Annotated in this window: 25 protein-coding genes; 18 read left to right on the top strand and 7 right to left on the bottom strand. The window is 68.3% G+C overall.

Going from position 1 to position 22,610, the window contains the following annotated elements; all coding sequences use genetic code 11:
• Window positions 1-83: 83 nt before the first annotated feature.
• A complete protein-coding gene (locus C474_RS01575) occupies window positions 84-1,349 on the top strand; it encodes a cation:proton antiporter (RefSeq protein ID WP_008383277.1) in 1,266 nt (421 codons plus the stop codon).
• Between the two features lie 110 nt (window positions 1,350-1,459).
• Window positions 1,460-1,864 (top strand): SHOCT domain-containing protein, encoded by a 405-nt coding sequence (locus C474_RS22975; protein WP_008383275.1) that lies wholly within the window; start codon window positions 1,460-1,462, stop codon window positions 1,862-1,864.
• Between the two features lie 33 nt (window positions 1,865-1,897).
• On the opposite strand, the gene C474_RS01565 is transcribed toward C474_RS22975, so the two are convergent.
• Window positions 1,898-2,236, bottom strand: a complete 339-nt coding sequence (locus C474_RS01565; RefSeq protein ID WP_008383273.1) for a DsrE family protein — start codon at window positions 2,234-2,236, stop codon at window positions 1,898-1,900.
• 171 nt (window positions 2,237-2,407) lie between these two features.
• Between C474_RS01565 and C474_RS01560 the strand changes: the two genes are divergently transcribed.
• The 8 genes from C474_RS01560 (at window position 2,408) to C474_RS22280 (ending at window position 10,822) form a co-directional block, all read left to right on the top strand.
• On the top strand, window positions 2,408-2,989 hold the full coding sequence (locus C474_RS01560; protein ID WP_008383271.1) for an NADPH-dependent FMN reductase: 582 nt from the start codon (window positions 2,408-2,410) through the stop codon (window positions 2,987-2,989).
• 118 nt (window positions 2,990-3,107) lie between these two features.
• Entirely contained in the window at window positions 3,108-3,695 is a 588-nt protein-coding gene (locus C474_RS01555; protein WP_008383268.1) for a thymidine kinase, read from the top strand.
• Window positions 3,696-3,704: 9 nt separating this feature from the next.
• Window positions 3,705-4,307 (top strand): YIP1 family protein, encoded by a 603-nt coding sequence (locus C474_RS01550; RefSeq protein WP_008383266.1) that lies wholly within the window; start codon window positions 3,705-3,707, stop codon window positions 4,305-4,307.
• A 205-nt stretch (window positions 4,308-4,512) separates the two neighbouring features.
• On the top strand, window positions 4,513-6,711 hold the full coding sequence (locus tag C474_RS01545) for a DHH family phosphoesterase (protein ID WP_008383264.1): 2,199 nt from the start codon (window positions 4,513-4,515) through the stop codon (window positions 6,709-6,711).
• Window positions 6,712-6,807: 96 nt separating this feature from the next.
• Window positions 6,808-7,341, top strand: a complete 534-nt coding sequence (locus C474_RS01540; RefSeq protein WP_083861930.1) for a methyltransferase — start codon at window positions 6,808-6,810, stop codon at window positions 7,339-7,341.
• A 124-nt stretch (window positions 7,342-7,465) separates the two neighbouring features.
• Complete coding sequence (locus C474_RS01535) at window positions 7,466-9,199, top strand: tRNA uridine(34) 5-carboxymethylaminomethyl modification radical SAM/GNAT enzyme Elp3 (RefSeq protein ID WP_008383261.1); 1,734 nt, start codon at window positions 7,466-7,468, stop codon at window positions 9,197-9,199.
• Between the two features lie 241 nt (window positions 9,200-9,440).
• Window positions 9,441-10,514 carry a DUF2891 domain-containing protein gene (locus tag C474_RS01530; protein ID WP_008383258.1) on the top strand — a complete coding sequence of 358 codons (1,074 nt, stop codon included), beginning with the start codon at window positions 9,441-9,443 and terminating at the stop codon, window positions 10,512-10,514.
• Window positions 10,515-10,651: 137 nt separating this feature from the next.
• Window positions 10,652-10,822, top strand: a complete 171-nt coding sequence (locus C474_RS22280) for a hypothetical protein (RefSeq protein ID WP_008383257.1) — start codon at window positions 10,652-10,654, stop codon at window positions 10,820-10,822.
• Window positions 10,823-10,910: 88 nt separating this feature from the next.
• Here the strand turns inward: C474_RS22280 and C474_RS01525 are convergent, their stop codons facing one another.
• Together C474_RS01525 and C474_RS01520 are read right to left on the bottom strand one after the other, a co-directional pair.
• Window positions 10,911-11,429, bottom strand: coding sequence for a GNAT family N-acetyltransferase (locus tag C474_RS01525; protein WP_008383256.1), 519 nt, complete (start codon window positions 11,427-11,429; stop codon window positions 10,911-10,913).
• A gap of 82 nt (window positions 11,430-11,511) precedes the next feature.
• Window positions 11,512-11,730 (bottom strand): DUF7835 family putative zinc beta-ribbon protein, encoded by a 219-nt coding sequence (locus tag C474_RS01520; RefSeq protein WP_152421576.1) that lies wholly within the window; start codon window positions 11,728-11,730, stop codon window positions 11,512-11,514.
• 199 nt (window positions 11,731-11,929) lie between these two features.
• On the opposite strand from C474_RS01520, the gene rqcH reads away from it, so the two are divergent.
• From rqcH to C474_RS01495, 5 genes are all read left to right on the top strand, one after another.
• Window positions 11,930-14,035: a ribosome rescue protein RqcH gene (gene rqcH, locus C474_RS01515; protein WP_008383254.1), complete on the top strand. Its 2,106-nt coding sequence runs from the start codon at window positions 11,930-11,932 to the stop codon at window positions 14,033-14,035.
• A gap of 237 nt (window positions 14,036-14,272) precedes the next feature.
• Window positions 14,273-14,986: a DUF4013 domain-containing protein gene (locus tag C474_RS01510; RefSeq protein WP_008383253.1), complete on the top strand. Its 714-nt coding sequence runs from the start codon at window positions 14,273-14,275 to the stop codon at window positions 14,984-14,986.
• 70 nt (window positions 14,987-15,056) lie between these two features.
• The gene (locus C474_RS01505; RefSeq protein ID WP_008383252.1) at window positions 15,057-15,743 is read left to right on the top strand and encodes a DUF4013 domain-containing protein; all 687 of its coding nucleotides are present in this window, start codon (window positions 15,057-15,059) and stop codon (window positions 15,741-15,743) included.
• Window positions 15,744-15,793: 50 nt separating this feature from the next.
• Window positions 15,794-16,861 carry an mRNA surveillance protein pelota gene (locus C474_RS01500; RefSeq protein WP_008383251.1) on the top strand — a complete coding sequence of 356 codons (1,068 nt, stop codon included), beginning with the start codon at window positions 15,794-15,796 and terminating at the stop codon, window positions 16,859-16,861.
• Window positions 16,862-16,945: 84 nt separating this feature from the next.
• Complete coding sequence (locus tag C474_RS01495) at window positions 16,946-17,380, top strand: hypothetical protein (RefSeq protein WP_049916629.1); 435 nt, start codon at window positions 16,946-16,948, stop codon at window positions 17,378-17,380.
• A gap of 25 nt (window positions 17,381-17,405) precedes the next feature.
• Here the strand turns inward: C474_RS01495 and C474_RS01490 are convergent, their stop codons facing one another.
• Both C474_RS01490 and C474_RS01485 read right to left on the bottom strand, forming a co-directional pair.
• Window positions 17,406-18,404, bottom strand: coding sequence for an ornithine cyclodeaminase family protein (locus tag C474_RS01490; RefSeq protein ID WP_008383249.1), 999 nt, complete (start codon window positions 18,402-18,404; stop codon window positions 17,406-17,408).
• Between the two features lie 191 nt (window positions 18,405-18,595).
• A complete protein-coding gene (locus tag C474_RS01485; RefSeq protein WP_008383248.1) occupies window positions 18,596-18,844 on the bottom strand; it encodes a hypothetical protein in 249 nt (82 codons plus the stop codon).
• Between the two features lie 292 nt (window positions 18,845-19,136).
• Between C474_RS01485 and C474_RS01480 the strand changes: the two genes are divergently transcribed.
• On the top strand, window positions 19,137-20,435 hold the full coding sequence (locus C474_RS01480) for an MFS transporter (RefSeq protein WP_193363639.1): 1,299 nt from the start codon (window positions 19,137-19,139) through the stop codon (window positions 20,433-20,435).
• A 50-nt stretch (window positions 20,436-20,485) separates the two neighbouring features.
• Here C474_RS01480 and C474_RS01475 read toward each other — a convergent pair whose 3' ends face one another.
• Entirely contained in the window at window positions 20,486-20,908 is a 423-nt protein-coding gene (locus C474_RS01475; RefSeq protein ID WP_008383246.1) for a DUF3054 domain-containing protein, read from the bottom strand.
• Window positions 20,909-21,038: 130 nt separating this feature from the next.
• Between C474_RS01475 and C474_RS01470 the strand changes: the two genes are divergently transcribed.
• Complete coding sequence (locus C474_RS01470; RefSeq protein WP_008383244.1) at window positions 21,039-21,257, top strand: YgaP family membrane protein; 219 nt, start codon at window positions 21,039-21,041, stop codon at window positions 21,255-21,257.
• A 4-nt stretch (window positions 21,258-21,261) separates the two neighbouring features.
• Here the strand turns inward: C474_RS01470 and C474_RS01465 are convergent, their stop codons facing one another.
• Window positions 21,262-21,861, bottom strand: coding sequence for a class I SAM-dependent methyltransferase (locus C474_RS01465; RefSeq protein WP_008383242.1), 600 nt, complete (start codon window positions 21,859-21,861; stop codon window positions 21,262-21,264).
• A 73-nt stretch (window positions 21,862-21,934) separates the two neighbouring features.
• Here C474_RS01465 and C474_RS01460 point away from each other — a divergent pair, with 73 nt between their 5' ends.
• Window positions 21,935-22,588 (top strand): GNAT family N-acetyltransferase, encoded by a 654-nt coding sequence (locus tag C474_RS01460; protein ID WP_008383240.1) that lies wholly within the window; start codon window positions 21,935-21,937, stop codon window positions 22,586-22,588.
• Window positions 22,589-22,610: the final 22 nt, after the last annotated feature.

The following is a 22,610-nucleotide window of genomic DNA, read 5'->3' as shown; positions in this document are numbered from 1 at the left end:
GGAGGTTAATTCTATATCAGTATGAATAAATATTTTTGCAGATTGGCGATTATTTATTTACGCGGCCGGGGAGAGTCGCCGCCATGGCCCTCGAACCGTACTTCTTCGCGCAGTTGGTCGTCGGACTCGCCCTCGTCGGTCTGGCGGTGCTCCCCCGGTTCGTCAGCGATTGGCCCGTCTCGCTCCCGATATTCTACGTGAGTCTCGGCTTCGCGGCCTTCTCCCTCCCGCTGGGTCTGCCGGCGCCGGACCCCCTGAAGTACGGCACGCTCGCGGAGAAGCTGACCGAACTCGGCGTCATCCTCGCTTTGACCGGCGCCGGGTTGAAACTCGACCGGACTCCCGGCCTCCGCGACTGGGCGTCGACGTGGCGACTGCTCGCCGTGACGATGCCGCTGTCCATCGTTGCCGCGGCGGTGTTGGGATGGGGCGTCGCCGGATTCACACTCACGGCCGCACTGCTTCTCGGCGCCGTGCTCGCGCCGACCGACCCGGTGTTGGCCTCCGAGATGCAGGTCGAAGAGCCCGGCGCGGGCGCGGAGGACGAACCGGTCGAGGGGGCGGCCGGAAAGACCGACGAGGTCCGATTCGCGCTCACCTCGGAGGCCGGCCTCAACGACAGCCTCGCGTTCCCGTTCACGAACCTCGCCATCGCCGTGGCGCTGCTCGGGGTCGACCCGGGTCTCTGGTTCGGCGAGTGGGCGCTCGTCGACGTGGGGTACAAACTCGCCGTCGGATTACTCTCGGGGTACATCCTCGGCCGAGCGCTCGGCTGGGTCGTCTTCGCCGGGAGCCCGGACTCGGAACTCGCGCGGAGCGTCCGGGGGATGGAGGCGCTGGGCGGGACGCTCCTCGTATACGCGTTCACCGAACTCGTCGGCGGGTACGGCTTCCTCGCCGTCTTCGTCGCCGCCCTCGTCGTCCGGGACGCCGAGCGGAGCCACGACTACAACGAGACGCTCCACGACGTCGCCGAGAAGAGCGAGCAGACGCTGATGACGGTGCTCATGGTGCTGTTCGGCGGGGCGCTCGCAACCGGATTGCTCGACCCGCTGACGACGACGGGCGTCGCGGTGGCGCTGACGCTCGTGTTCGTCGTCCGCCCCCTCGCGGGCGCCGTCGGTCTCTTCGGGTTCGACCGCGACCCCTTCGAGCGCGGCGTCATCGCCTCGTTCGGCATCCGAGGGTTGGGCTCGTTCTACTACCTCGCCCACGCGCTGAACGTCGCCCCGTTCCCCGAGGCGCGACGGCTCTGGGCGCTCGTCGGCGCCGTCGTCCTCGTCTCCGTCGTCGTCCACGGCGTCTCGGCCACGCCGGCGCTGAAGCTGCTCGAACGCCGGTCGTCGTGAGGGGGCGGCCCTACGGACCCCCCGGAGTCGACGCACGTCGTTCTCAGTTCGAGGGAACCGGATCAACGCCTTATCTTCCCGCCGCTCGTCCGTTCAGACGGGTGACTCGAATGACCACGAAGAGACTCGTCGGCTGGACCGTCGGTGCCGCCGTCGCGACGGCCGCGTTCGCCCTCGTCGCCGCGACGGTCGGCGGGGCGAACGGGTGGATGCGCCACACGAGCGCAGGCGCGGGCGCAGGTACCCACGGCTGGATGGGGATGGGAATGGGGAGCGGTAGTTGGATGGGAATGGGTACCGGCTGGGGGGTCGGGATGCTACTCGTCGGCCTCCTCTGGGTCGCCCTCCTCGTCGGCCTCCTCGCGGTGTCGGCCTACTGGCTGCTCGCCCGCGACGGGAACGGCGAACGCGCCCGACCCGACCCCGCGATGGACGAACTGCGGACGCGGTACGCTCGCGGCGAGATAGACGAGGCGGAGTTCGAGTCGCGGCGGCGGCGACTCACGGGTCAGTAACGCGCTCGGCTCCGACGAAGCGGTGGGGGTTCTTTACGGCACTTTCAGATAGGCGTAGCCGTCGGACTGCAGCCGCGTCAGTTCGCCGACGCCCGAGGGGACCGAGTCGACGTTCGCCAGCAGTTTCGATTCGGGGATGTCGCGGCCGGTCAGCGAGTTGCGGCACCCGAGACAGCGCACGTCGTCGCCGAGGGCGCGCACGTCCTCGGCCAGCGGCGACCCCTCCGCGAACAGGTGGATGGCGTCGCCGTTGACGAGGAGCGCCACTTCCTCCATCTCGACCGTCTCGTCCTCGAGGAGGTTGGTCACGTTCCCCAGCGCGTGCCGCCAGTCGCCGACGTCGCCGCTCGTCAGGTGGAACACGGTCTTCATATCGCTTCCCACGCCCGCGGCGTCCTTCAGCGTTCCCGCCGCCCGTCACCGTCGACCGCTTCGCCTGCCACTATCGATCGCTTCGCTCGTCGCGTCGACTCGCCGACGCCGTCGGTCCGCCGTCATCGACGACCGCACATCACTTTTATTTCCTCGGACGAACCGTGCGTCATGGCAGCAACGCACGTCGTCGCCGTCTGCGGGAGCCTTCGAGAGCGGAGTTACACCCGACTGGCGCTGGAGCGGTCGCTCGACGGCGTCCGCGAGGCGGGCGGGACGGGGGAGGTGCTCGACCTGCGGGAGTACGACCTGCCGGTGTTGGACGCCGACGAAGACGCCCAGGGGGACAGCGAGGCGGTGGTCGAACGGGTCGGCGACGCCGACGCCCTCGTCCTCGGGACGCCCGTCTACCACGGGTCGTACTCCGGGGTGCTGAAGAACGCGCTGGACCACTGCGGGTTCGACGAGTTCGACGGAAAGACCGTCGGCCTCCTCGCCGTCGCGGGCGGCGGCTTTCCCGTCACGGCCCTCGAACACCTCCGCTCCGTCTGCCGCGCGTTGAACGCGTGGGTCCTTCCCCACCAGGTCGCCCTGCCGCACGTCTCCTCGCAGTTTTGCGACGGGGCGTTGACGAACGAGGGGTTGGAGCGGCGAGTCCACGTCCTCGGGCAACGCGTCGTGGAGTACGCGAGCATCGAACCCGACCCGGCGACGTTCGAGGCGGGCGAGAACGTCGGCGCCGGCGGTCGGTAGTCGACGGGGTTTCGCGGCGGGAACGCGGACCCGGTGCCCGCGACCGAACCGCGGCACCGATTCCCTCGGAGCGGCGAATGGGCAACGGTTTTGCCGCTCGCTCGCACCCCAAGGAGGTATGCACGCCATCACGAACAGCGGGTGGGTGGAGGTCATCACGGGGTCGATGTTCTCCGGAAAGACGGAGGAACTCCTGCGTCGTCTGCGGCGCGCCGAGATAGCCGGGCAGGAGGTCGGGGTGTTCAAGCCCGCCGTCGACGACCGCTACGGGGAGACGACGGTAGGCTCTCACGCGGGCAGCCAGTGGGAGGCGCACGTCGTGCCCGCCGAGGGCGACGGCGTCTGGGAGATACTCGAGAAACTGAACGGCGAGGACGTCGTCGCCGTCGACGAGGCGAACTTCTTCTCGGCCGAACTCGTGGACGTCTGCGAACGCCTCGCGGCCGACGGCCGCCGCGTCCTCGTCTCCGGCACCGACCAGACGTTCCGCGGCGAACCGTTCGAACCCCTCCCCCAACTGATGGCGACGGCCGAGTACGTCGACAAGCTACAGGCCATCTGCACCGTCTGCGGCGAACCCGCGACCCGGAACCAGCGACTCGTCGACGGCGAACCCGCCCGCTACGACGACCCGACCATCGTCGTCGGAGCGGAGGAGTCCTACGAGGCGCGATGTCGCAACTGTCATACGCTTCAGCGCGAATAGGCTAGCGACGTGACTACGTGGGTCGAACATCCGGAGGGCGGGCGCGAACGCGGTCCGCGCGGCGTCGCCCGCGCGTGGGTCGAGGTGCTCGTCCGCCCCCGCCGGTTCTTCAGGAACGGCGTCGCACCGGGCGACCAGGCGCCGGGACTCGTCTTCGCCGTCGTCGTCGCCGTCGCGTACTCCACCGGTCTGTTCGCGTTCACCCCGGACCGCATTCCCTCGTTCGCCGGCGGTCCGGCCGTCTCGGCGCTCCTCGGCCTCGCCCTCGTCGCTCTCCTCCTCGCCCCCGCGGTGCTGCATCTCACTGCGGCGATACAGACCGTCCTGCTCCTCGTCGGCGTTCGGGACCGCAGGGGTATCAGCGAGACGGTGCAAGTCGTCGCCTACGCGGCGGCGCCGTGCGTCCTCGCCGGCCTTCCGTCGCTCGGACTCCGCTTCGTCTGCACCGCCTACGGCGCGGCCCTCCTCGTCGTCGGTCTGAGCGAGGTGCACGACGTGAGCCCCCGCCGCGCGCTGGCCGTCGGTGCGCTCCCCGCCGCGTTCCTGTTCGGCTACGCGTTCGGCGGGTGGACGGCGTTCGAGCACGTCCTCCGCCTCGCGGGTCTCATCTGAACGTCGCCCGGTCGGCACCGGCCGTGCGGACCCGACGGCGTCGCGCCGCGTCGGAAAAACGACGGGCTGAGACGTATCGGAGCGCCGACCTTTCCGGCCGTCTTCGGGCGAATTCGACGGCAGAGCGGAGCAACGGCGCCGAGACGAACGCGTCGCCGAGAGCGATTCGACAAGGGTTTTAGTCCCGGGTCGTTTGTTGCACGCAATGGATTGGATTACGCACGACGAAGACGTGTGGTTCGAGTTTCGGGGAAATTCCCCGCAGCAGCTGACGCCGGGGCGCTACTACAAGGGTACGGTCGACGGCTTCGCCGAGTTCGGCGTGTTCGTCGACCTCGCGAAGGGAGTGACGGGACTGCTGCACCGCAGCGAACTCGACCGTCGACTGGAGAGTCTCGACTGGGAGTCGGGCGACACCGTGTTCGTGCAGGTGAAGAACATCCGCGACAACGGCAACATCGACCTCGGGTGGTCCATCCGACAGTCCGAGCGCGAGTTCCGCGGGTCGAAGATTCACGACCCGAACGGCGACCACGACGGCGAACCGGTCGAGTCGTCCGACGACGACGACTCCGGCCCGGTGAAGATGAAGCCGAAAGGGTCGACGGGGTCGGCCTCCGGCCGCGGCAACGGGAAGAGCCAGTCCCGAAGCGACGAGTCAACGGACGACGAGAGCGACGCAGCGCAGAGCGACGATAACGACGCCGCAGACGCCGAGTCGACCGACGCCGACACCGCCGCTGGCAACGACGCCGACGACGATGACACCGACGACGCACGGAGCGAGACGGACGAGGAGCGAGCGGTTCCGAGCGACGACGGGAACGCCGACGACGTGGCCGAGACGGACGCCGACGAGGACCGCTTCACGCTCGTCACCGTCGATAGCCTCTCGGACCGTGTCGGCGACGACGTGCGCCTCGAGGGCGAAGTCGTCAGCACGCGACAGACCGGCGGGCCGACCATCTTCGAACTCCGAGACGAGACGGGCGTCGTCGACTGCGCCGCCTTCGTCGAGGCGGGCGTCCGCGCCTACCCCGAGGTCGACGAGGGCGACGCGGTCCGCCTCGACGGCGAGGTGGAGATGCGCCGCGACGAACTGCAGGTCGAGACCGAGGACCTCGCGGTGCTCGAAGACGAGGAGGAGGAGGCCGTCCGCCAGCGACTCGAAGACGCGCTGGCGGCGAAGGCTCGCCCCGAGTCGGTCGAACCGCTGGCCGACCACGCGCCGGTCGCGGCCGTCACCGAGCAGTTGACCGACGCCGCGGAGGTCATCAACCGCGCCATCCTCGAATCCCAGCCCATCGTCGTCCGCCACCCGGCCACCGCCGACGGCTACGTCGCCGGCGCGGCCGTCGAACGCGCCGTGCTCCCCCGCATCCGCGAGGAGCACGACCGGGCGGACGCCGAGTACCACTACTTCACCCGCCGACCGCTCGACGACCCCGTCTACGGCATGGACGCGGCGACGAACGACGTGACGCGGATGCTGCAGGACGAACAGCGCCACGACGAGAAACTGCCGCTCGTCCTCCTGCTCGGCGTCGGCGCGACCGCCGAATCGCTGGACGGACTCGGCCTCCTCGGCGTCTACGGCGCAAACCGCGTCGTCGTCGACGCCGCGGACGCCGACGAGGACGTCGAGGACGAGGCCGACGTGGTCGTCAGTCCCGGACTGGTCGGCGCCGACGCCGGCGACCTGTCGACGGGCGCCCTCGGCGCGAACCTCGCCGCCACCCTCGACGCGGACGTCCGCGAGGACATCGGCCACCTGCCCGCCGTGAGCTACTGGGAGAACACCCCCGAGGCGTACGTCTCACTGGCCGAGGAGACCGGCTACGACGCCGACCGGACGCGCGAACTCCGCGAGGCCATCGCCCTGGAGGCGTACTACCAGTCCTACGAGGACAAGCGCGAACTCATCACCGACCTGCTGTTCGACGACGGCGTCTCCTCGGGCGCCCAGCGCGCCGCTGACGCCGTCGAGGGGAACCTCGCCGGTCACATCGCCGAGCAGTTCCGCATCAAACTCGACACGGAGGTCGAGACGGCGCAGGCGAACCTCGAAGAACGCGAGGAGGGCGACGTCACCGTCGCCGTCCTCGACGCCGAGGCGTACACGCACCGCTTCGACTTCCCGCCGACGTCGCTGCTCGTCGACGAACTCCACCGCCGCAACCGCGAGGGCGACGCGTACGTCACCGTCGCCACCTCGACGGACGAACTGTTCGTCCGCGGGACGGGCGACGTGGACATCCGCGCCATCGCCGACGCCGCGCGCGAGGCCGTCCCCGAGGGCGGCGTCACCGCCGTCGCCGTCCGCGACAACCGAATCGAGTTCCTCTCGGGCGCCCGCGACGCCGTCGTCGAGGCGGTCATCGACGCCGTCGTCGACCAGTTCTAACGCGGCTCCCTCCGTCCCGTTCCCCACCCTCCGTCAGCGGTCGCTCTCTTCTCCGCCCGCCGGCGACGCCGGGCCGACAGGCTCCGACGCCGACCGATACATCTGTGCGGCTACGGCTGGTCGGCCATCGGCCTCGCCCGCGCCTACGAGCACGTCCGCGTCGACGGCTACGACCTCGACGCGGCGTCCGTGGAGGGGGCCCGCGAGAACGTCGCCGCCGCGGGGCTGAAAGACAGAGTCGAGGTTCACCACCGCGACGCCGGTGACCAGTCCGTCGAGGGCGAGTACGACCTCGTGACGGCGTTCGAATGCGTCCACGACATGTCGGACCCGGTCGGCGTCCTCCGCGCCATGCGCCGCCTCGCGGGCGAGGACGGGACGGTGCTCGTCGTCGACGAACGGGTCGGCGACGCCTTCACCGAGACGGGCAACGACGTGGAGCCGCTGATGTACGGTTGGAGCGTCCTGCACTGCCTGCCGGTCGGTCGCGTCGAGTCGCCCTCGGCGGCGACGGGAACTGTCGTGCGTTCGGATACGCTCCGCGGGTACGCCGAGGAGGCGGGGTTCTCCGAGTTCGAGGTGCTCCCCGTGGAAGACTTCTTCTTCCGGTTCTACCGGCTGACGCCGTGACCGGAGGGCGGAGGAGGCCCACGGGGTGGCGGGGCCCCCGAGCGACACCCTTAACCCCGAAACGACGCGACTCAGAGGCAACGATGTCTCTCGCTCGAACGTCCGTCGCGGCGGTGGTGGCGCCGTGAGCACGGACACCGACGCCGACGCCGTGGACGCCGAAGAGCAGGACCCCACCGAGACGGAGGCGTTCCGCCGCACCTGCGAGACGCTGGTCGAGCGCATCCTCGACGGCGAGGTGGGACGCGACGACCTCGAGTCCGCGAAACTCGACGCCTGCTCGGAGCACTCCTCGCCGAAAGTGCCGAAGAACGCCGAAATCCTTCAGTACGCCCCGGACGGCCGGCGCGAGGAGATAAAGGAGGTCGTTCGGAGAAAGCCCGTTCGGACCGCCTCGGGCGTCTCGCCCGTCGCCATCATGACCTCCCCGCACATGTGCCCGCACGGCAAGTGTCTGTACTGCCCGGGAGGACCGGCCTCCGAGTTCTCCTCCTCGCAGTCGTACACGGGTCACGAACCCGCCGCGGCGCGCGGCGTCCAGAACGACTACGACCCGTACGGACAGGTAACGCTCCGACTCGAACAGTTGCGCCACATCGGCCACCCCGTCGACAAGGTCGAACTCATCCTGATGGGCGGGACGATGACCGCCCGGAGCCACGACTACCAGGAGTGGTTCGTCAAGCGCGCCCTCGAAGCGATGAACGACTACGACCTCGACTCCGAACCCAACCCGGCGGAGGACCGGTCGTTCAAGCCCGACCCCGAGGACGTGGAGTTCCGCTATCTGGAGGACGTCATCGCCGAGAACGAGACGGCCGACGTGCGCAACATCGGGACGACGTTCGAGACGAAGCCCGACTGGTGCGACCCCGAGCAGATCGACCGGATGCTCGATCTAGGGGCGACGAAGGTGGAGGTGGGCGTCCAGACCACCTACGAGCGAATCAACCGCGACATGCACCGCGGGCACGGCGTGCAGGCCTCGCTGGACGCGAACCGCCGGCTCCGCGACTCGGCGTTCAAGGTCGGCTTCCACATGATGCCCGGGCAACCGGGGATGACCAAGGAGATGTGCGTCGAGGACTTCCGCCAACTGTTCGAGAACGCCGACTGGCGGCCCGACTACCTGAAGATATACCCGACGCTCGTCGTCCGCGACACGATAACGTACGACATGTGGCGCAACGACGAGTACGACCCGCTGAACAACGAGGAGGCCGCCGACGTCGTCGCGGAGGTGATGGGGATGATTCCGAAGTACACGCGCCTCCAACGGGTCCAGCGGGACATCCCCGCGGACTTCATCGACGCCGGCGTCTGGAAGTCCAACCTCCGACAGTTGGCCGAGCAACGGGCCGAGGAGAAGGGCATCGAGGTGAACGACGTCCGCGCCCGCGAGGCGGGGATGAACGAGGCGGACCCCGACCCCGAACGCGTCGAACTGCAGGTGGAGACGTACGAGGCCGCCGGGGGGACCGAACACTTCCTCTCCTTCGAGGACCCCGTCGAGAACCTCCTCGTCGGCTTCTGTCGGCTTCGGTTCCCGCACGCCTCCGCGAGCGGTGTGAGCGGAGGCTCGTCGGATGCGTCCGACGGCGACCCGGTGCGGAGGGAACTCGAAAACGCCGCGCTCGTCCGCGAACTGCACGTGTACGGCTCCGAGGCCGGCATCGGAACGCAGGGCGACTGGCAGCACAAGGGCTACGGCCGCCGCCTCCTCGAACGCGCCGAGGAGATGGCCCGCGACGCCGGCTACGACAAGGTGAGCGTCATCTCCGGTATCGGCGTCCGCGAGTACTACAAGCAGAAACTGGGGTACCACCAGGACGGGCCGTACGTCTCGAAGCGGTTCTGAGGCGGCTTTTTCCTCCAGGTTTTGCGGGGGGCGAACGAAGTGAGCCCCCGGAAAAAGTGGGNTCGAAGCGGTTCTGAGGCGGCTTTTTCCTCCAGGTTTTGCGGGGGGCGAACGAAGTGAGCCCCCGGAAAAAGTGGGGTTGTATGGTTCGAAGCGGTTCTGAGGCGGCTTTTCCGTCTCTCCTCGTTACCGACCCCCACGGTACCGGACAGACTAAGTCCGGTTCCCGAAACGTCTCCGCATGAACGGAGACGACATCGACGCCGAAGCGGTTCTCTCCGGGCGGAGCGACCGGTTCGGGCCGGAGATGTGGGAACGACTCGCACGATATCCCTTGGAGTCCCTCGACGCGGAGTTTCCCCACTACGTCCGACAGGTCGACTCCCCGGACGGGGCCCCGCGTCCGCGCGAGCGACACCCCGTGTTCTACGGCTGTTACGACTGGCACTCGGCCGTGCACAGCCATTGGGCGCTCGTCCGACAGCTCAGACTGGCCGAGGAGCACCCGAACCGCACGGAAATCGTCGAGAGCGTCGACGCGCGCCTGACGCCCGAGAACGTTCGGGGGGAGGTCCAGTATCTGGAGGCGAACCCCGCCTTCGAGAAGCCCTACGGCTGGGCGTGGCTGCTGCATCTCGACTCGGAACTGTCGCTGTGGGGGAGCGAGACGGCCGAGCGGTGGCGTTCGACGCTCGAACCGCTGACGCGGACGGTGCGGTCGCTCGTCGAGTCGGCGTTTCTAACGCAGGAACGGCCGTTCCGTGTCGGCACGCACGGCAACTCCGCGTTCGCCCTCCACTGCGTCCACGACCACGCGAGAACGGTCGGCGCGGAGTCGTTGGCGGACGCCGTCGCCGAGACGGCGGAGGCGTTCTTCGGAGATGATGAAGACTCCCCCGTCGAGTACGAACCGCTCGAATGGGACTTCCTGTCGCCGTCGCTCACGGAGGCGGACCTGATGCGGCGCATATACGACCGAGCGGAGTTCCGGGCGTGGGCCGACCGGTTCTTCCCGGACGTGACGACGGCGCCGTACGAGTCGGTTCTCGAACCCGCGCGCGTCGATTCCGACCCCGAGGAGGGGGTCGCGCTCCACCTCGTCGGTCTGAACGTCTCGAAGGCGTGGGCGCTGGCTGGCGTCGCCGACGCTCTCGGCGACCACGCGTACGCCGACCCGTTCGCGGAGAGCGCCCGCCGGCACGCCGAACGCGGATTGAAGCAGGCGTTCACCGACGACTACGCGGGGTCCCACTGGCTCTCGTCGTTCGTCTGTTACCTCCTCACGAGGAACGAAGGCGGTATCGCGCCCGCCTGAACGGCGGGGCGCGCTTCGGGTTCACGGACGTCGCTCCCGCCGACGAGTAGTACCGAACTCGGCCGCCTTCACTATCATATTTAAAGTCTATCAAGGTAATCTACGAGTCTCGCAGTTCTCCCGACGCGGGGTGAAAGATGACGTCGGCCGTCGTCCGCGCGATGAGGAACGCGTTCGACCGCGAGGGAATCAACATACCGCACCCGCAGCGAGAACTCCACGGCCGCGAGGAAGCGGGCGGGTTCGGAGTCCGACAGACGGGCAACGTCGTGCGGGAGACGTCGTCGGTGAGCACCGGCGACGGCTGACCGGCGACCGACGCTCGTCAGGGTCCCCGGCGCCCGGTTCGGGCCGGTGATCCCTCCGCGACCGATTCGTCCTGCCGCGGAGCGACGCTCAGGAGAGCGGTTTCCGCATCTCGACGTGCGGGATGCCGGCGTCCTCGAACTCCTCGCCGACGGCGCGGTAGCCGAGCGATTCGTAGAACTCCCGCACGCGGGTCTGGGCGTGGAGTTTCACGCGCGAGAACCCGGACTCGCGCGCCTCGTCCTCGGCGACGTCCATCAGGCGTTCGCCCCATCCCTCGCCGCGTCGGTTCTCGGCGACGACGACGCGTTCGACCTTCGCCGTCTCCTCGTCGTACGGGCGGAACCGCGCCGCGCCGACGACGATGTCGTCGTCGTAGGCGACGAGGTGCGTCGCCTCGGCGTCGGGTTCGTCGTGTTCGTCCCACTCCAGTTCCTCGTCGACGCCCTGTTCGTCCACGAACACGTCGTAGCGGACGGCGAAGGCGTCCTCGCGTTCCGCCTCGGTTCGGACGACGAACACGCCGGTCCGCGCCCCGTCGTCCGTCTTCGGGTCGGGGTCCGAGGGCGAATTCGAGTCCGAGTCGTCACCGGCGTTCCGGTCGGTCATATCTCTCCGCACGCCCGCCCGGGGGCTGAGCGTTTCGGTGCGGTCCGGCGCCCGCGGACCGACGCCCGCGACCCGCCGTCGCTCACCGGAGCGATTCTAACTCCACGTTTCCGCAGTAGACGCACTGGTACTCTCGGTGCGGTTGTCGGGCGTACTCCTCGTTCTCCTCGCGGACGTAGTCGTGCGCGTCGGTCTGGGTGACGGTGACGCTCACCTCGTGCTCCCGGTCGCCGCCGCACTCCGAGCAGTGTCTGATGGCCTCCGCCTCCTCGTCGTCGACGCTCCGGCGCGGCTTCGACATGGTCGTCACCATCCCCTCTCGTATGATATCGATTTGGGCCTCTGTTGTGAATATCCTCACACCACGACAATCAAACAAATCACGGGTCCGATATTATAGAGATAGAGAAACGTCGAGAGACGAGTCTCGCCGGCGTCCGACGTCGCACCCTCGTCGGTCGAACGTGCGGCTTTTCATCCGCGGCCGTGAAGGCGGGGGTATGGACCCGAAGCGGGAGTTGACGAGCGTGGACCTCAGCGCCCTCGTCACCGAACTGAACCGGTACGAGGGGGCAAAGGTCGACAAGGCCTATCTCTACGGCGACGACCTGCTTCGCCTGCGGATGCGCGATTTCGACCGCGGCCGCGTCGAACTCATCCTCGAAGTCGGCGACGTAAAGCGGGCGCACGCCGCCAAACCCGAGCACGTTCCCGACGCGCCCGGCCGGCCGCCGAACTTCGCGATGATGCTCCGCAACCGCCTCAGCGGCGCGGACTTCGCGGGCGTCGAGCAGTACGAGTTCGACCGCATCCTCACGTTCGAGTTCGAACGCGACGACGAGGATACGCAGATAGTCGTCGAACTGTTTGGAGAGGGCAACATCGCCGTCCTCGACGAGACGGGCGAGGTCGTCCGCAGTTTGGAGACGGTGCGGCTGAAGTCTCGGACCGTCGCCCCCGGCGCGCAGTACGAGTTCCCCTCCTCGCGTCTGCACCCCTTCACGGTGAGTTACGAGGGGTTCAAACGGCGCATGGAGGACTCCGACACCGACGTGGTGCGGACGCTGGCGACGCAGGTGAACCTCGGCGGCCTGTACGCCGAGGAGTTCTGCACCCGCGCGGGCGTCGATAAGACGATGGACATCACCGAGGCCGGCGACGAGGAGTTCCGCGCCGTCTACGACGCTATCCAGTCGTTCCGCGACCGTCTGAAGTCGGGCGACTTCGACCCGCGCGTCTACGAGGAGGACGAATCCGTCGTCGACGCGACGCCGTTCCCCCTCGAAGAACACGAGGCGGAGGGGCTGAACAGCGAGTCGCACGACACGTTCAACGACGCGTTGGACGAGTACTTCTTCCGACTCGACCGCACGGCCGAGGACGAACCCGACGAGGAACCGGGGTCGAACCGGCCGGACTTCGAAGCGGAGATAGAGAAGAAAAAGCGCATCATCCAACAGCAGGAGGGCGCAATCGAGGGCTTCGAGGAACAGGCCCAGGAGGAACGCGAACGCGCCGAACTGCTGTACGCCCACTACGACTTGGTGGACGAGGTGCTCACGACGGTCCGGGACGCCCGCGAGGAGAACGTCCCCTGGGACGACATCCGCCAGCGACTCGAAGAGGGCGCCGAACGCGGCATCCCGGCGGCCGAATCCGTCGTCGACGTCGACGGGGCGGAGGGCACCGTCACCGTCGAACTCGAAGACACGCGTATCGAAGTCGTCGTCGACACGGGCGTCGAGAAGAACGCCGACCGCCTGTACACGGAGGCCAAGCGCGTCGAAGGGAAAAAGGAGGGCGCCCTCGCGGCCGTCGAGGACACCCGCGAGGAACTGGCGGAGGCGAAGCGTCGCCGCGAGGAGTGGGAGGAAGAGGACGAGGACGACGAAGAAGAAGACGAAGAACCGGAGGATATCGACTGGCTATCGCGTTCGTCCATCCCGCTTCGCACGGAAGAACACTGGTTCGAGCGGTTCCGCTGGTTCCACACCTCCGACGGCTACCTCGTCATCGGGGGGCGTAACGCCGACCAGAACGAGGAGATAGTGAAGAAGTACCTGAACAAACACGACCTGTTCTTCCACACGCAGGCGCACGGCGGCCCCGTCACCGTCGTGAAGGCGACGGGCCCCTCCGAACCCTCGGAGGCGGTGGAGTTCCCCGACGCGACGAAACGCGAGGCGGCGCAGTTCGCCGTCTCCTACTCCTCCATCTGGAAGGAGGGACGGTACGCCGGCGAGGCGTACATGGTGACGCCCGACCAAGTCTCCAAGACGCCCGAGTCCGGCGAGTATCTGGAGAAGGGGTCGTTCGTGATTCGCGGCGACCGAACGTACTTCCGGGACGTGGAGGCGAAGGTGGCCGTCGGCGTGCAGTGCGAGGGGGAGACGCGCGTCCTCGGCGGACCGCCGTCGGCGATCGAAGACCGTGTCGAAGCGCCCGTCACGCTTCAACCCGGCCGCTACGCCCAGAACGACGCGGCGAAGATGGTGTACCGCCGTTTCAAGGAGGCGTTCGCCGACCAGTCGTTCCTCCGCAAGGTGGCGAGTCCGGACCTGATTCAGGAGTTCCTGCCGCCGGGCGGTAGCGAGATACTGGACTGACGGCCCCACCCGCCCGTGCGGTCGGCTTGACTCTGACTCGGCCCGTTCGGCCAAAAAAGTTATAATGTTCAGGTAACGGGACCAAACTATAATATATATTTATCTCCCGAAGCGACGTTATTCTCTCTGAGCGTACTACTCCGTCCTCTCGACGGAACGACAACCCGGTGTCCGAATCCGGCGCGGCGGTCGGCCGCACAAGCGATAACGCGGGGCAGGAGAACGCTCGTGATAACCATGATTAGCGAATCCCTCAACTACTTACGAAACGACGAGGAGGGCTGGGTCCGAACCGTCCTCATCGGCGGCGTCCTGAGCCTCCTCGGCGTCCTCATCGTCCCCACCATCCTGGTCGCCGGCTACCTCGTCCGCGTCGTCCGCGCGACGATGCACGGCGACGAGCGACCCCCGGCGTTCGACGAGTGGGGTGACATGGCCGTCGACGGTCTGAAGGCCACGGTCATCGCCCTCGTATACGGTCTCGTGCCCATGATCGTCGCGGGCGTCCTCGTCGCCGGGAGCCTCTTCACCCTCTTCGTGGGTCAGGGCTCCAACGGGGCGAGCATCCTCGGCGGCCTCGGCTTCCTCGTGGGACTCCTGGCCTCGTTGGTGCTCGGCCTCCTCGCCGCGTACGTAATCCCCGCGGCGGTGGCGAACTTCGTCGAGACCGACCGGGTGGGCAAGGCGTTCTCGGTCGGCGACCTGCGCCCCGTGCTCACCTCGGGTAAGTACTTCACGGCGTGGATAAGCGGCTTCGCCGTCATCGTCGTTGCCGGCATCGTGGGTGGCGTGCTGAACGCCATCCCCGTCCTCGGCCTCGTCGCCAGCGCGTTCCTCGGCTTCTACGCCGCGGTCGCCGCGTACTACATGATCGGTCACGCGTGGGGCGACCTGCGCAACGTCGAGGTGCGCGAAATGGGCGACCAACCCGACGAGCGAGCCGCTATCTGAACCGTTCCAGCCCCGCAGTCACCCGATTTTTGGTAAAGAGTTAACTGAGTAACCGCTCTCGGTTCGTCCGATGTTAGGCGACGCGCTCTCGTATCTCAAGAACAGCGACGACTGGATTCCGACCCTGGTCATCGGGGGCGTCCTCAGCGTGCTCAGCGCCCTCATCCTGCCCGCGTTCATCCTCCAAGGCTACTACGTCCGCGTCCTCCGCGGCGCGGCCAAAGAGGAGCGTGCGGCGCCGTCGTTCACCGACTGGGGCGGCCTCGCCGTCGACGGTATCAAACTGTTTCTCATCAACATCGTGTTCGCTCTCGTCGTGCTGATTCCGACGCTGGTCGTCCTGTTCGCCGTCTTTGGCGTCTCCTCGGTCACCACGGATCCGACCACCGGTGCGCCGAACGCTGCCGCCGGAATCGTCGGATTGCTCGCTACCCTCCTCGTCGTCGCTTTCGGACTTATCGTCGGCTACTTCGCGCCCGCCGCGTACGCGAACTTCGCCATCGAGGACTCGCTCGGCGCGGCGTTCGACCTCTCGACCGTTCTCTCGGGCGCGGCGACGAGCGAATACTTCAAGGGCTGGCTCCTCGCCATCGTCGCCGGCGTCGTCCTCGGACTCGTCGGGGCCGCGCTCTCGGTGGTCGTCGTCGGTATCTTCGTCCTGTTCTACGCGCAGGTGGTCACCTACTACCTGTTCGGGCGCGGGTTCGCGGCGGGCCTCGCGAAGAAGCGCCGCGACGTCGCCGAGTCGAACTTCTAAGGGGGCCACCGGATAGCAGCACCTTTCCGGACCGGCGACGCAGTTCGGGTATGCGTATTTCGAGTCGCGGGCGCGGCGAGGAGGGCCGCGAACGCATCACGCTCGTCCCCGAGAACGTGGACGACCTCTGGCATCTCTCGCACGTCCTCGAATCGGGCGATCTGGTCTCCGGCGACACCACCCGCCGCATCCAGCGCGACGACGACCAGATGCGGGACACCGGCGGACAGCGCGAACACCTCAACGTCACCATCCGCGTCGACGACGTGGAGTTCGCCCGCTTCGCCAACCGCCTCCGCGTCGGCGGCGAAATCGTCGGCTCCTCCCGCGAGGACCAACTCGGCCACCACCACACGCTGAACGTCGAAGAGCACGACGAGGTGACCATCGAGAAGCACTTCCAACCGGACCAGAAGAAGCGAATCGAGGAGGCCGAGGAGGCCGCAGAGAACCCCGACGTGGTCATCGCCACCGTCGAGGAGGGGGCGGCGTACGTCCACACCGTCGCGCAGTACGGCACCGAGGAGCGCTTCTCCTTCACCGCGCCGACGGGCAAAGGCGAGTACGCCCGCCCGCGGTCGGAACTGTTCGCGGAACTCGGGAAGGCGCTCGCGCGGATGGACGTCGACGCCATCATCCTCGCCGGCCCGGGCTTCACGAAACAGGACGCCCGCGACTACATCGCCGAGAACCACCGCGACATCGTCGAGAAGATAACCGTCGTCGACACCTCCGGCGTCGGCGACAGGGGGGTCCACGAGGTGCTCAAACGCGGCGCGGTGGACGAGGTGCAGACGCAGACGCGCATCTCGAAGGAGGCGGACCTCATCGACGACCTGATGGAGGGCATCGCGACGGGCGAGAAGGTGTCCTACGGCATCGAGGAGGTGGCCGAGGCGGCCGACTTCGGCGCCGTCGAGACGCTTCTCGTCCTCGATGAGCGACTCCGCGAGGAAAGACAGGGCGCCGGCGAGTGGGACGTGGACGTCAACGAGGTCATCCAGACCGTCGAGCGACAGGGCGGGGAGGTGGCCGTCTTCTCCTCGGAGTTCGACCCCGGCCGTCAGCTGAAGAATCTCGGCGGCATCGCGGCCCTCCTGCGGTACCGACTGCAGTGACCGTCGGCGGGGCGGCGCCCGCCTTCGTGTCCGCAACCGCGCTCCCGACCGAAGCGTTTTGCCGACTCTCTCCTACTCGTCCGTGTGGTTCGACGCGTGGCGAGGGCGATTCGGCGGTTCGACCGCTACCTGAGTCGGAGTCTGACCGCCGGGATGGAGGTGTCGGCCTTAGCGGTGCCGACGCTGTGGTTCCTGTTGTTCGCCCGGCCGGCTGAGGCGGTGGCGCTGTCGGCGCTGACGGCGCTCTGTGCGACCCCGCTCGCCGTCGCGGCGTTCCGCGGCGGCTACGTTAGTGACGCCCGCTGGCCCGCGCCCGGACACCTCGGAACGCTCGCCGGCCGGTCGGCGTACTACAGCCTCGTCGTCGGCGGCGGGACGTACCTCGGCGTCGCCGCCCAACTCCGCTGGGAGTCGTTCGCGCTCGGCGTGGTCGTACCCGCCGTCGCGTGCGTCGTCGCCGTCTCGGCGCTGCCGCGGGCGTTCCGGGCGTTCGCTCGGCTGTCTCGGCTCTCGCTGTGAGTTCCCGCGGGCGTTCACTCCGACCTCACTCGCCGGTCAGCGACTCGCTCGCCGGCGAAAAGTCGATGGTCGTGCCGAGACCCTCCGCTTTCGCCTTCTCGTAGAGGAGGTACGCGCCGGCGACCGTTTCGATTCCGGTGCCGCCGCTGTCGAAGACGGTGACTTCCTGGTCGTTCTCGCGCCCCTCCACGTCGCCCGCGACAACCTCGCCGAGTTCGGCGTAGATGTGGTTCTCGTCGACGACGCCCTCCTCCAGGGCGTGCATGAACGACCCCGCGTCCTTCGTCGCCCGCGCCCGCAGGTCGGGCACGTACTTCGCGCGCTCGATGGTCGTCGTGTCGAGTTCGCGCTTACCGGGGGTGTACTGTCCCATCGCGGTGACGTGCGCGCCGTCCTCGAGGCGTTCGCCGTCGAACACCGGGTCGGAGGCGTTCGTCGCCGTCACGACGACGTCCGCGCCCTCGACGGCCGCGGCAGGGGAGGCGACGGCGGCGACGCTGGCGTCCAGTGTGCGGTCCATCTCGCCGGCGAACGACTCGCGGCTCTCCTTCGTCGGCGAGTACACCCAGACCGTCTCCAGGTCCCGCACCGTCGCGGCGGCTCGAAGCTGTCCCCGCGCCTGCGCGCCGCTCCCGATAACCGCGAGCGTCGTCGCGTCCTCGCGGGCCAGGGCGTCGGTTCCGACCGCGCCGGCGGCGCCCGTCTTGAACGGGTTCATGCTCGCGCCGTCGATGAGAGCCAGCGGTTCGCCCGACTCGGCGTCGAACAGCGGCGTCATGAACCACGCGTCGCCCGCGCCGAATCCGGCGCTGTAGGCGTACCCGCCCATCGCGCCCGTCTCGGGGAGGACGGCGGCGTAGGTGGTGAGAAAGCCCGGCGGTTCCTCGTTCGTGAGCTTCGTCCGCGGTTCGGCCGGCGCCCCCTCGCCACGCTGTCGGTAGGCGTCGCGGACGGCGTCGACGAACTCGGCGGGCGTCGCGAGACCCGCCACGTCGTCGCTCGTCAGAAACAGCGTCTCCGTCATGGGCGGTACATCGGACGCCACCCTGATGAACGTGCGGGACGGCGGCGCAGTGAGGGGGCCGGCACGTCGACCGGAACGCCCGACGACGAGCGGTGTGACGGACGAATACGAACGACGCCGTCGCTCGCCGAGAGGTTATCAGAAAAACTGGGTGTGAACGCTGACGTCGTCAGTGTGACAGGGCGGGACGATTAGTCGGCGTCGACGGGCGTCGCGGGGTTCGAGTGCGCGTTGGTCGGCGCGTCCGGCTTGATGGTCCGTCCCGCGGGGGAGGAGACGGGTCCGTTGACGAACAGCGCGTGCCCGACGATGCCGGCAGCGACGGCGGCGGCGACGGGAACCGCCTGCGTCAGGTCGAATCCGACGAGCGACAGCGCGCCGGTGAGACCGAGAAGTGCGAGCGGAATGAGGCCGAGAACGTAGTCGTAGTACCCTGTCATAATACATAGTATTGTACGGGCACACGTCATATAGTTCTTTCCCATCGCTCACTAGTATCCATCCAGTTAGCACCGGATGGGATTTCTATAAGTTATAGAGCCGATTGGCACGTACGTCGTCTACCGGCGTATCATTCGGTAGGATTGTTCTCGATACAAAAACATACCATCTGAATTGCCAGTCCTAAGCGATACTACCGTTTCACGTTCTGCCCACATCCGAGCGTTCAACTGTGCGCTGGCCGGACTCACCGACGTGAATCGCAACGACCGTTCGATCGTCGCCCTCGTGATGCTCGCGCACGGGATGGTGCACACCTACGAGCTATCCATCCCCATCTTCGTCTCCATCTGGCTGACGGAGTTCGACGTGGTGAATCTCGGTCTCACGCAGGTCGAGGTGACGGCGGCGACGCTCGGCGTCGTCGTGACGGCGGGCTACGGGCTGTTCGGCGTCGGGGCGCTTCCCGGCGGCGTCCTCGTCGACCGCATCGGTTCGCGGCGGCTCATCTCGCTGTGCCTGTTCGGCATGGCCGGGTCGTTCGTCCTGTTGGGCCTCTCGCCGAACCTCGTCGTCGTCACCCTCGCCCTGCTCTGCTGGGGCGCCGCCGCGAGCGTCTACCACCCGGCGGGCCTCGCCCTCGTCTCGAAGGGCGTCGACGAACGCGGCACCGGCTTCGCCTACCACGGCATCGCCGGCAACGTCGGCATCGGCCTCGGCCCGCTTCTCACCGCCGTTCTCCTCATGTTCATGGAGTGGACGACGGTGGCGATGCTCCTCTCGCTCCCGGCGCTCGCGGCCGGCGCCTACGCCATGCGCGCCGAGTTCGACGAGAACGCCGCCGTCGACGCCGACACGGGTGGGTCCTCGAAGGCCGACGCCGGCGTCGACTCGCTCGGCGAGTTCGTCGCCGAATCCCGGCGGATGGTCGCGGGCGGCTTCGTCGTCGTCTTCCTCGTCGTCATGTGCTCGGGGCTGTACTACCGCGGCGTCCTCACCTTCCTCCCGGACCTACTGTCGGGGCTGGGGACGTTCGAGCCGGTTCCGCTGGCATCGCTGCTGCCGGCGGGGCTCGCGGGCGCGCTGGGCGTCACCGCCGACTCGGGACAGACGCTCCAGCCCGAACGGTACTTCTACTCGGGGCTGCTGATGGTCGGCGTCCTCGGCCAGTACGCCGGCGGAAAGCTCACCGACCGCCTGCCCGTCGAGTGGGGGCTCGCGGGTTCTTTCGCCGTGCTCGCCGTGCTCGCCGTCCTCTTCCTGCCCGTCGTGAGCGCGGGGCTCGTCCCCCTCCTCGCCTTCGGCGCCGTCCTCGGCTTTTTCCTGTTCGTCATCCAGCCGTTCTACCAGGCCACCGTCGCCGAGTACACGCCCGCCGGGACGCGCGGACTCTCCTACGGCTACACCTACCTCGGCGTGTTCGGCGTCGGCGCCCTCGGCGGCGCCCTCGCCGGCACCATTCTTACCTACGCGACGCCGGCGGCGCTGTTCGCCACGCTGGCCGGCATCGCCGCCGCCGGCGCCGGCTTCGGTCTCTACTTGGCGCGGCGGAGCGGGAAGGCCGCGGCGTCCGAAGTCGCTTCGGACTAGCGTTCGGCGGAATCGAACTCGGCTCCGAAAGAGAAGAGAAGAGACGGCGACTACCCGACAATCTTGAAGTACAGCCAGCGCCACCCGACGAGGGCCACGAGGCCGGCGACGAAGATGACGACGGCGAACACCACTTCGACGCCGCCCTCGAACATCGCCGTCCACCGCAGGATGAGACCGATGAGCGCGGCCGGAATCCACCCGCGAATCGCCAGCGGGATGGCCGACTTCGCCGTCTCCGCCGCCCCGGCGGAGTACGCGCCGATGAGCGTCCCGCAGACGGCCCACCCGAGGAGGAACGGAACCATCGTCAGAATCCACCCCGCGGGGTCCGTCGAGAGGTAGTCCACGCCGTTGTGGTTCACCACGCCGTAGGTCAGCACGAGCGCCAACGCGAGGAAATCCCCCACTGCGAGGGGTAACGCGTCCGGGTCCACCCGTTCATCGAGGAACGAACTGTTCGAAGTTCCCATGTCCGTTGGATTCGCACCGTCCTACATGACTCTCCCGTTTCGGTGTCGGTTCGAGCGAGCGAGAGGTTAGGTACGGCCGTGGTCCTGTCAATGGAATAGTATCATTATCCTCGCTCCCGTACGGTCGCGCATGAACGTACCACGAAACGTCGGCGGGTGGGACCGCGTGCTCAGGGGCGTGCTGGGAATCTGGCTGTCGGTCGTCGCCGTCGCCGCCTCCCTCGACGAGAAGCGCACCACGGCCGCCGTCGCGGCCCTCGCCGGCGCCGGACTGCTCCAGAACGCCGCGACCGGATTTTGCGGCTGTAACGCCCTGTTCGGCGTCGATACGACGCGCGACGGCGAGTAGCGCGCTACGCGTCCGTCCCCTCTACGCGCCCGACGACGACGTACTCGAAGCCCTCCGAGACGATTCTCGCGTCTAGACCGGCCGCCGCGAACAGGGTGCACAGTTCCGTCGGCGTCCAGAACCGCGAGTCGAATCCGACGGCGCGTTCGACGAGGACGAGGCCGCGGCCCCGGAGCGTCCGCGGGCCGAACTCCTGTACGACGACGACCCCGCCGGGGGCGACGACGCGGGCCGCCTCCCGCACCGCACGCTCCGGGTCCGGGAGGTGGTGGAGGGCGTCCACGACGACGACGGCGTCGACGGCGTCGTCGCGGAACGGCAGCGACCCGGCGTCCGCGCGGACGACGGGATGTCCGTCGGCCCGCGCCCGCGCGAGCATCCCCCGCGAGAAGTCGACCACGACGGGGTCGAGGCCGCCGCGCGCCAACGCACGCGACGCGCGGCCGGTGCCGCCGGCCACGTCCAGCACTCGGTCGACGTCCCGTCGCGCGAACGCGAGGCCGGCACGGAGGGCCTCGGCGTCGGCCGAGGGCATCAGTCGGTCGTAGAGCGAGGCGACGCGGTCGAAAAAGCGCACGTCGCCTCGGCCGTGGAGACTCGCCATGCCGCTAGCTACGGCCTCGGGGTCGAATAAGGGTAACCGACGCACTCAACCCCGCGGCCCCCGACGTTCGGCCATGGAGTTCGTCGTCCTCGGATGGGCGGCCGACGAACCGACGCTCCGTCTGGACTACCGTCGGTTCGCCTACGCCGGGAAGTTCGTCATGTCGAACACGGGCAAGGCCGTCGTCGTCGACCGGTGGGACCCGATAGCAGCCCCTTCCGAGGAATACGACTCGGCCGTGGTCGCCGCGGCGGCGTTCAACGAGGACCGAACCGACGAGTCGACGCTGTGGATTCGCTATATCACCGTCCGCTCGGACCGCAAGCGGCGGGGGCTGGGACCGCGTCTCTGCGCGTTCGTCGCCGACGCGGCCCGCGGCGCGGGCTACGAGACGCTCGCCATCGCCGTCAACAACCCGTTCGCCTACGATGCGCTCTACAAGGCCGGGTTCGCGTGGACCGGCGAGACGACCGGTCTCGCCGAACTCGTCCTCGAACGGCCGGCGGACGCGCCCGCGACGCGTTCGCGGGAGACGTACCAGGCGGGGTTGGACGACTACCGCGACAGGGACCTCGGCGACCCCGAGACGGCGTTTCTCGCGGCGCGGACGGCATCGGACCCGCCGGCCCTCCTCGACGATATCGACGGAGCCACGCAGACGCGGGGAGGCGCGGACGGTCGGAGCGACCCGGACGGCCGGAGCGACGCGGCCGACGCGGGACGTTAAAGCGCCCCGCGACCCAAGCGAG

The sequence above is a fragment of the Halogeometricum pallidum JCM 14848 genome, from assembly GCF_000337095.1.
Lineage (GTDB): Archaea > Halobacteriota > Halobacteria > Halobacteriales > Haloferacaceae > Halogeometricum > Halogeometricum pallidum.
This window is presented reverse-complemented; position numbering and strand designations above follow the sequence as displayed.